Origin of the sequence: Liquorilactobacillus mali (genome assembly GCF_001437155.1) — a bacterium.
Lineage (GTDB): Bacteria > Bacillota > Bacilli > Lactobacillales > Lactobacillaceae > Liquorilactobacillus > Liquorilactobacillus mali_A.
The window spans coordinates 1-958 of record NZ_JQAR01000067.1 but is presented as its reverse complement, the minus strand read 5'-3'; the positions used below and the strand labels follow the sequence as shown (position 1 = coordinate 958).

Annotated in this window: 1 protein-coding gene; it reads right to left on the bottom strand. The window is 45.4% G+C overall.

What is annotated here, in order from left to right; all coding sequences use genetic code 11:
- Positions 1-841 (bottom strand): IS256-like element IS1310 family transposase (locus IV36_RS11735; RefSeq protein WP_056992673.1); only part of this gene is annotated, 841 nt, incomplete at its 3' end.
- Positions 842-958 lie beyond the last annotated feature (117 nt).

Below are 958 nucleotides of genomic sequence, written 5' to 3'. Positions count from 1 at the left end.
TGGCGGCCCGATGAACTTGTTTAAAGTCACTGATCACGGCCTTGCGGTCTTTTACGCGAACTTTGTTCATCAGATTCCGCCCAACATGAACCAGGCAACGTTGTCGTTTGGCTTTAGGGAAATGCCGATTCAAGCCTTCATCCAAACCAACTAACCCATCGGCCACAAACAACAGCACATCTTTAACGCCCTGCTTGATCAAGGTTCCCAGCAGTTCAGTCCAGATTCCAGTCGATTCCGTTGGCGCCACTTGGTAGTTCAGCACTTCTTTCGTACCATCTGGACGAATGCCAATCGCAATATGAACGGCTTCTTTTTGAACGGTATCCCGCTTTAACGGCAAGTAAGTGGCATCTAAGAAGATGGCCGCATATTGTGAAGCCAGTCGACGTTGCTGGAAAGCTTGAACCTGTTCATTGACGGCTTTAGTCATGTTGGAAACCGTGGCTTTGGAGTAGTGAGCACCGTACATTTTCTCAATGAGTTCGGCAATTTCAGCAGTGGTAATTCCCTTGGTATACAACTGAATGACCGTTGTTTCTAAATTATCACTGTGCCGACCGTAGGCTGGCAAGGTATGATTTTCAAACCGGCCATTGCGATCTCGAGGAATGGTTAAGTTAAGTTGGCCGTACTTCGTATCAAACGAGCGCTCATAACTGCCGTTGCGGTTATTACCAGTGTTAATCCCAGCGTATGAGTAGCGTTCGTAACCCAAAAACTCTGCCAATTCGGTTTGAAGCAGCTGGTTAATCGCAATTTCGAGGTGGTGACGAAAAACTTCGTCCAAATCTTGCTTTTGGGCTAGTGCAGCGATAATTTCTGTGGTAAGTTCATTCATGGGGAATGCCTCCTGTGATGTTTTCTGTGGTTACTAAATATCATAAGGGAAGGCATTCCCTATTTCTATACAATTCAGAAATCTTTTATGCATTTACACAAGATATTTTACGCTCTC